General features: G+C 46.0%; 8 protein-coding genes. 5 read left to right on the top strand and 3 right to left on the bottom strand.

Translation table 11 applies throughout. The features are described from left to right. The 4 genes from atpA to AB4653_RS01905 all read left to right on the top strand — a co-directional run. On the top strand, window positions 1-1,066 hold a 1,066-nt coding region (gene atpA, locus AB4653_RS01920), incomplete at its 5' end, for a F0F1 ATP synthase subunit alpha (RefSeq protein ID WP_372103189.1). Between the two features lie 47 nt (window positions 1,067-1,113). Continuing rightward, on the top strand, window positions 1,114-1,983 hold the full coding sequence (gene atpG / locus AB4653_RS01915; RefSeq protein ID WP_009844931.1) for a F0F1 ATP synthase subunit gamma: 870 nt from the start codon (window positions 1,114-1,116) through the stop codon (window positions 1,981-1,983). Window positions 1,984-2,027: 44 nt separating this feature from the next. Next, window positions 2,028-3,413: a F0F1 ATP synthase subunit beta gene (atpD, locus tag AB4653_RS01910; protein ID WP_004730394.1), complete on the top strand. Its 1,386-nt coding sequence runs from the start codon at window positions 2,028-2,030 to the stop codon at window positions 3,411-3,413. Window positions 3,414-3,427: 14 nt separating this feature from the next. After that, window positions 3,428-3,871, top strand: coding sequence for a F0F1 ATP synthase subunit epsilon (locus AB4653_RS01905; RefSeq protein ID WP_004730391.1), 444 nt, complete (start codon window positions 3,428-3,430; stop codon window positions 3,869-3,871). A 180-nt stretch (window positions 3,872-4,051) separates the two neighbouring features. On the opposite strand, the gene AB4653_RS01900 is transcribed toward AB4653_RS01905, so the two are convergent. Continuing rightward, window positions 4,052-5,014, bottom strand: a complete 963-nt coding sequence (locus tag AB4653_RS01900; protein WP_009844930.1) for a nitrilase family protein — start codon at window positions 5,012-5,014, stop codon at window positions 4,052-4,054. A gap of 105 nt (window positions 5,015-5,119) precedes the next feature. Between AB4653_RS01900 and AB4653_RS01895 the strand changes: the two genes are divergently transcribed. Next, window positions 5,120-5,995, top strand: a complete 876-nt coding sequence (locus tag AB4653_RS01895; RefSeq protein ID WP_009844929.1) for a LysR family transcriptional regulator — start codon at window positions 5,120-5,122, stop codon at window positions 5,993-5,995. Window positions 5,996-6,111: 116 nt separating this feature from the next. Here AB4653_RS01895 and AB4653_RS01890 read toward each other — a convergent pair whose 3' ends face one another. Both AB4653_RS01890 and AB4653_RS01885 read right to left on the bottom strand, forming a co-directional pair. Further along, window positions 6,112-6,660 (bottom strand): RNA-binding S4 domain-containing protein, encoded by a 549-nt coding sequence (locus tag AB4653_RS01890; protein ID WP_009844928.1) that lies wholly within the window; start codon window positions 6,658-6,660, stop codon window positions 6,112-6,114. 263 nt (window positions 6,661-6,923) lie between these two features. Then, complete coding sequence (locus AB4653_RS01885; RefSeq protein WP_009844927.1) at window positions 6,924-7,703, bottom strand: hypothetical protein; 780 nt, start codon at window positions 7,701-7,703, stop codon at window positions 6,924-6,926. Between the last annotated feature and the right edge of the window lie 319 nt (window positions 7,704-8,022).

The raw sequence follows: 8,022 nt of genomic DNA, 5'->3' as shown, positions 1-8,022 counted from the left end.
CGGTCGTGGTCAACGTGAACTTATCATCGGTGACCGTCAGACGGGTAAAACAGCGTTAGCTATCGATGCGATCATCAATCAGAAAGATTCTGGTATCAAATGTGTGTACGTGGCTATCGGCCAGAAAGCCTCTACTATCGCAAACGTTGTTCGTAAACTCGAAGACCACGATGCGCTTAAAAATACCATCGTTGTTGTAGCATCAGCATCAGAATCAGCCGCGCTTCAATACCTAGCACCTTATGCGGGTTGCACCATGGGCGAATACTTCCGTGACCGTGGTGAAGATGCACTGATCATCTATGATGACCTATCAAAACAAGCCGTCGCTTACCGTCAAATCTCATTGCTACTGAAACGCCCACCGGGTCGTGAAGCCTTCCCTGGCGACGTATTCTACCTCCACTCTCGTCTACTAGAACGTGCTGCAAGAGTGAATGCGGAATACGTAGAGAAGTTCACGAACAGTGAAGTGAAAGGCCAAACAGGCTCACTGACAGCGCTTCCTATCATTGAAACTCAAGCGGGTGACGTATCTGCGTTTGTACCAACCAACGTAATCTCAATTACTGATGGTCAGGTTTTCCTACAAACCCAACTGTTCAACTCAGGCCTACGTCCTGCTGTTGACCCTGGTATCTCGGTATCTCGTGTGGGTGGCGCGGCGCAGTGCAAGATCATCAAGAAACTGTCTGGTGGTATCCGTACATCATTAGCTCAATACCGCGAATTAGCCGCATTTGCTCAGTTCTCTTCTGACTTAGATGACATGACGCGTAAGCAGCTTGACCATGGTGAGCGTGTAACCGAATTGATGAAGCAAAAGCAATACTCTCCGATGTCTGTCGCTGAGCAAGCAACGGTTATCTACGCAGCAGAAAAAGGCTATTTGGCTGACGTAGAGTTGAACAAAATTGCACGTTTTGAAGAAGAATTGATTGCTTACGCGAAAGGTCAAAACCCAGAGTTGTTCGACACCATCAACGCTAATGGTGACTACAACGATGAAATTGATGGCGCTCTTGCAAAGCTTCTCGGTGACTTTGTAGCGTTGAAAGCTTGGTAAACGCTCCGGTTTGTTGGCTGGAAATCAAAACAAATTAGGAGCAGATAATGGCAAATACTAAAGAAATTCGCACCAAGATAGGCAGTGTTAGTAACACTCAGAAAATCACCAGTGCAATGGAGATGGTTGCGGCAAGTAAGATGCGTAAGGTTCAAGACAATATGACGCTAACACGTCCATATGCAGAGAACATGCGCAAAGTTATCTCTCATGTCGCATCAGGGTCGCTCGAATACCAGCATCCCTACCTTCAACAGCGTGAACCAAAACGCGTTGCTTACATCATTATTTCGTCCGACCGGGGCTTATGTGGTGGCTTGAACTCGAACTTGTTCAAGAAAGTGTTAGAAGAAATGGAGCAATGGCGCACCAAGGGAGTCGAGGTAGAAACAACCTTAGTGGGATCTAAGGCTATCTCGTTCTTCCAACGCAGCGGCAATGTTATCGCGCAAACGTCAGGCCTTGGTGACGCGCCTAAATTAGAAGACATTTTAGGTACGGTTAACGCGATGCTAGGGCATTACGACGACGAAAAAATCGACAGCTTGTATCTCGTTTATAACCAGTTCATCAACACCATGGTTCAAGAACCAACGACCTTGCAGTTGCTGCCCCACCCTTCAGATTCTGAAGCCGATGGAGGCGCGAAAAAAGCACGTCGTTGGGACTACATCTATGAACAAGCACCAAGAGACATCCTCTCTGAGCTGTTACATCGATACATTGAATCGCAAGTGTATCAAGGCATCGTAGAGAGCATTGCCTGTGAGCAGGCAGCCCGAATGGTGGCCATGAAAGCGGCGACCGATAACGCAGGCCAACTCATCGATGATTTGCAGTTGGTATACAACAAAGCGCGACAGGCTGCCATTACCCAAGAACTGAGTGAAATAGTCTCAGGTGCTCAAGCTGTCTAAGGGCAGAAAAGAGTGGGTTAAGAATAGAATTTGAGGATTTAGAGATGAGTGTTGGAAAAATAGTTAAAGTTATCGGCGCGGTGGTAGACGTCGAGTTCAGCGGCGGCAACAGCCCACGCGTTTATGATGCATTGAAAGTGACGAGCGAAGAAGCAAGCTCTCTCGTATTGGAAGTTCAGCAACAACTGGGTGGCAGTATCGTTCGTTGTATTGCAATGGGTACGTCAGATGGCTTGCGCCGAGGCCTAACTGTTGAAAACACCGGTTCTCCAATCACTGTTCCTGTGGGCGAAGAAACCTTAGGCCGTATCATGAACGTTCTTGGCCAGCCTATCGATGAATGCGGTGAAATCGGTCAAAAAGAAAGCTACGAAATTCACCGTGAAGCACCCTCTTATGAAGAACAAGCAAACAGCACTGAACTTCTTGAGACCGGCGTTAAGGTTATCGACCTTATCTGTCCGTTCGCTAAGGGCGGTAAAATTGGTCTGTTCGGTGGTGCTGGCGTAGGTAAGACTGTCAACATGATGGAGCTTATCAACAACATCGCAAAAGCCCACTCAGGTCTATCTGTATTTACCGGTGTTGGTGAGCGTACTCGTGAAGGTAACGACTTCTACTACGAGATGAAAGAAGCGGGTGTACTAGACAAAGTAGCCATGGTTTACGGCCAAATGAACGAGCCACCGGGAAACCGTCTACGTGTTGCACTTACAGGCCTGACTATGGCTGAGCGCTTCCGAGATGAAGGTCGTGACGTACTGCTGTTCATTGATAACATCTACCGTTATACACTTGCGGGAACAGAAGTATCAGCACTGTTAGGCCGTATGCCTTCAGCAGTAGGTTACCAACCAACACTCGCTGAAGAGATGGGTGTGCTTCAAGAGCGTATCACCTCGACTAGACAAGGCTCTATCACGTCTATCCAAGCGGTATACGTACCTGCGGATGACTTGACTGACCCATCACCAGCAACAACCTTTGCTCACTTAGATGCGACCGTTGTACTGTCTCGTAATATCGCGGCATTGGGCCTATACCCTGCAATCGACCCATTGGATTCAACCTCTCGCCAATTAGACCCACTTGTGGTTGGCCAAGAGCACTACGACATTGCACAAAAAGTCCAAACAACGCTGCAACGCTACAAAGAGCTAAAAGACATCATCGCGATTCTTGGTATGGATGAGCTGTCTACTGAAGACAAACAGACCGTATCTCGCGCTCGTAAGATTGAACGTTTCTTAACTCAGCCTTACCACGTAGCCGAAGTGTTTACTGGTCAGAAAGGTGTATTTGTACCGCTAAGCGAAACACTAAGAGGCTTTAAAGGCCTGTTAGGCGGCGAATATGACGATATCCCAGAGCAGGCATTCTTGTACTGTGGTTCTATCGACGAAGTGCTTAACAAAGCAAAATCACTCTAAGAGGCAGGTACACCATGGCTATCGGAATTACAGATAATACATTTCAACTTAATATTGTAAGTGCGGAAGGTACGCTGTTTTCAGGTCCAGCGTATGCCCTAGCCGTTTCTGGCGCTGATGGTGAGCTGGGGATCCGCCCCGGTCACTCCCCGCTTCTCAGTAAGATCAAGCCGGGCGTCACAGTGTTTGTCACAGATCCTAAATCAGAGGGGCAAGTGCTTTATGTCTCTGGCGGGATGTTGGAAGTTCAACCGGATGTGGTAACGGTGTTAGCCGATACTGCCTTGCACGGTCAAGATATTGACCGCGCTCGCGCAGAAGAAGCGAAATATGCAGCTCTAGAAAATATCAATAAGGGCAATGTAGACATCAACTTTGCACAAGCTCAGCTTGAACTAGCAAAAGCCGTTGCTCAACTTCGTGCATCAGAACTGACGTCTTCTCGCACTCGACACTGAGAATAGAACTTAGACGTTTGACGTTTGATGCTTGGTGCTTGATGCTTGATGTGTAAATAGTCTACCCACTTAAAAACAGTTTAAGTGGGTAGACTACATCAGGAACTCTTCTCTCCCCTCCAACTTCCCCCTCCCTTTCAACCGTCCCTAATACATCCTTTTTCACCAGCGCTTACACCATTATTTCTCAGCAAAACGCGCTTGGTGCGGATCAAGTTCATGACCAAGAGGTTGTGTGAGTGAATGATAAAGCTCTGGCTTACGACCACGAATCCAACGTCTGCCCGTACACATATCTAACTCTTCTGCTTTTAGCTCTGCAATCACCATATCGTTATCAACACTATCGGTCTCAGCAATGATTTCACCGTAAGGGCTCAAGATCATCGCGTTGCCTGTCCTCACTTCGTCCATATCAACACCTACACCATTACTGAACACCACAAAGAGGCCGTTATCGTGCGCTCTTGCAGGCAGCCAACGCATTAGCCACTCGCGGCCATTCTTGCCCTGCATTTCTGCACGAATCGCATCTGGGTTTTCATCTCGGTTAAACCATAACTCAGGGTCAATTCGCTTCATCGCGTTCGGGCTTCGTGAATGACAACCGCCCGTTTGGTGTGGCGCAATCAATATATCGGCGCCTTTCAAAACAGTGATCCTGACGTTCTCAACCAAGTTGTTATCCCAACAAATCAAGATACCGACTTTGCAACCATGAGGCGTATCAAACACTGTGTATTGGTCGCCACTGCTCATATGTGGGCTAACGAAGGTGTGCAGTTTACGGTGCTTTTGTACCTCACCATTGGGCATGGCGAATACGTAGGTGTTGTATAATTCGCCATCGATGCCCTGCTCTATCAAGCCCGCGCCAACACTGATTCCAAACTGTGTTGCCAGTGCAATCAGCTTTTGAGTCGATTCACCACCCGGTACAGGTTCCGCTAACGCTTCAATCTCATCTCGCGACAAAGCAGACACATGCCAGTAGCCAGTGATGCACATCTCCGGGAAACTGACGATCTGCACGTCACTGTCCGCAGCCTTTTGAACGTATTGCTCTATAACCGATAAGTTATACGCCTTATCACCTGCGTGGTGGTTAAATTGAACCGACGCTACTTTGATGTCTTTCTTCATGGTTCGTCCTCAAACTTCGCTTTATCTGATTGGTATGAACCTAGTATAAAAAATCAATTCAATTCCATATAATGAAAGATATTCTCAATTCAATGAGTATTTGGAATGGAATTTGATCTCCTGAAGGCATTTTGTCAGCTCGCTAAATCGGGCAATTACCGTTTGGCATCAGAGCAGCTCTACATCACTCAATCGGCACTCACTAAAAAGATTCAACGACTTGAATCCAATATTGGGGCGTCTCTGTTTTCTCGTGGCAGGAATGGCGCAGAGCTCACGCACGCAGGAAAAACGTTACTGGCAGAAGCCCAACGTTTGGTTCATTCAATGCAAGCGTTTGAGCAGCTGTCAGGCTCGGTGGTAAAAGGGACTCAGGGACATTTGAACATTGCCTTTGGCGTGTCTACTTATCATGAAGCACCCAAGCTTATTGCGGCTTATAAACAACAATACTCAGACGTTCATATCACGTTAAATGACACACCTTCCAAGCAGCAGACAGATGAGTTATTGAGCCATGACCTCGATATCAGCTTCAATCGGATACCAGAATCATCGGATTTAGAAAGCCTAACACTGTTCAATGATTCGCTTGTGGTCGCGATACACCAAGATCTTCTCAAGCAAGCGCCAAACAAAAATCTCGTCGTCTCTGAGTTATCGAAATGGCCTTATCTAAAGCTCGCCCAACATCGCGGTCCCGGATTAGACAGACAGATTCAACAATATTGTCTTGCCAATAAAATCGACTTATCAAAGACGCAAGAAGCCGATGATATCCTCACCCTGCTTGCCTTGGTTTCTGCCAATATCGGCTTCACCATTGTTCCTAGCAGTGCGCAGTTCATTAGCAATACCGATGTGGAATTCATTACTTTAGAAGGTGAATACGCCACTTGGCCTGTCGGATTGATCTGGAATGGAGAGAGTGAAAACCCACTTAGAGATAAGTTTGTAGAGTTTGTGGCTCATCAAAAATAAAATTAGGTCAGGACCTAATTTACACCTACAAAAAAGGCTCACTAAATAGTGAGTCTTTTGATATCTGTTTAACGTAAAACCTGGGTATAACGGTGCTTACGTTTCAAAGTAATAACTTAGAAGAACTCAATCGAATTACGGCCGCTTTTGTCGTCACGTGTTGGCTTCGGCGTATCCGCTTTCTTTTTCGGTTTGTTTTCTTTCTTCTTCTCTTTTTTCTCTTTCTTTGGTTCAGCCGTTGCGCTTAGCATTTCTGCTTTGCTTTTCTTAGATTCTTTCTTCTTAGAATCCTTTTTAGACTGACCTTTCTTCGCCTTGTTATCTTTTTTAGGCGCTTCTTTCTTTTTCGGCTTTTCTGATTCTTCTTGTACTGGCTGATCGCACACCACTACATAGTACTCTTGGTTGAATTCAAAGAAGTCGCCATCGTACATTTTACGACGTTTACGAGTTTCTAATTCACCATTTACCGCTACGTAGCCTTCAGAGATGATGTGTTTAGCTTCTCCGCCACCACTCACTAGGTTAGCAATTTTAAACACTTTGTAGAGCTCGATTGGCTGTGATGAAACATCAATACCAATTGCTTCAATTTCAATCTCTTCGCCTTCTTCGCCCAGCTCTTGGCCTTCGTAATCAGCGTCTTCGTAATGTTCTTGGTCCATGGTGACCTCTACCTAAATATGTACTTCTGAAATATTGGGCGCAGTGTAATCTTAAAACAACAAAATGACCATGTTGAATTATGGTTCAAGCATCGAGTTCACTGGATTAAAGCTATCTTTAGCGCCATAAAACAAAAGAAGAGAACTAACATCATTAGCTCTCTTCTTATTTAAACCATAGCTTAGTTACCGCTTGTTAGGACGCTAAACCATAGATAGTTAAACCATGGCTAGTTGAACCATAGATAGCTCACCCTAGTGCGTTAAAAGAACCACTTCACGCCGACTTCTGCTTTTAGCTCGTAGTCACCTTCTAGCGTAACGCCCGTTGGCAGAGTCACATCTGCAGATGCGTATTGGAGCTTCGTCATTAGCCACTGAGTTCGGTCTTCCTTAATAGGAGCATTCATCATGATGTTGAAAGACGTCGACTCAAGTTCAACTGTGTCGCCAGAAACGTTCATGTATTCAGGCCATGCTTGAACAAACGCGCCAGAATCTCCCATTGGGATAGTAGCAAACAGGTTTAGCATGTAGCCGTCTGCCGTTTCACCAAACACTTCACCAATGGTGTAGTTTACGTTTGGAAACAGCATTGCACCGCCGGTATAAGCAGGGTTAATCAAGCCAATAGCACCGACAGACATCAAGGTATTGTCATCCAAACCCAGTGCCGAGTTCTTAGTGTGGATGAAGTCCGCCATGAAGCCAACACGTGGCATCAATGAACTATCAATTGCTGACACTTGGAAATATTGAGCTCGGCTACCAAGGTAGTCAACGCCCATTGAATCTTTGCCCGGCTTAGCATCTGAGTCGCCAAAGTTGCCTTCGATAAAGCCACCGAACTGAGTCGTTTCAGACCATGACCCAGTTAGCATTGAAGACAAACGGATATCAGCGTCAGAAGTAACAAAAAAAGCAGCTTGTGTATAAACGCGAGTTAGATCCGATGGATCAATCACTTGGCTTTCTTCTTCATTCGCCAAAGCAGTACCAGACATTGCAGCTAACATTGAAGCGGTCAATAATAGTTTTTTCATGTGTAAACCTTATTCTCATTGGAGCCATAGCCGCTTCCGTACTCACATGGCTCAGATTTAAAAACGGGTCAGAGAAATACTCCCTGCCTCCCTCAATTATTAGACGGTAAAAACAATCTTTAAAATTCATAACGAGGGGTAAAAACCATCAATAAAGCAGCAACACACCTTTGCCGTCACTTTATTGAGGCTATGAGTTACTGTTGTTTCGTTTTAAGCTTTTCACGGAGTGTTTGGAAAATGGCATAGAAGCCCGGAGTCATCATCGAACCGACCACCAACACCATCAACATGCCACCCAGCAATGCCAATCCAGTCG

The organism is Vibrio sp. 10N.222.48.A3, from assembly GCF_041475345.1.
Classification (GTDB): domain Bacteria; phylum Pseudomonadota; class Gammaproteobacteria; order Enterobacterales; family Vibrionaceae; genus Vibrio; species Vibrio tasmaniensis_A.
Note: the sequence above shows the minus strand (reverse complement) of the source record. Positions and strands in the feature narration are given on the sequence as shown.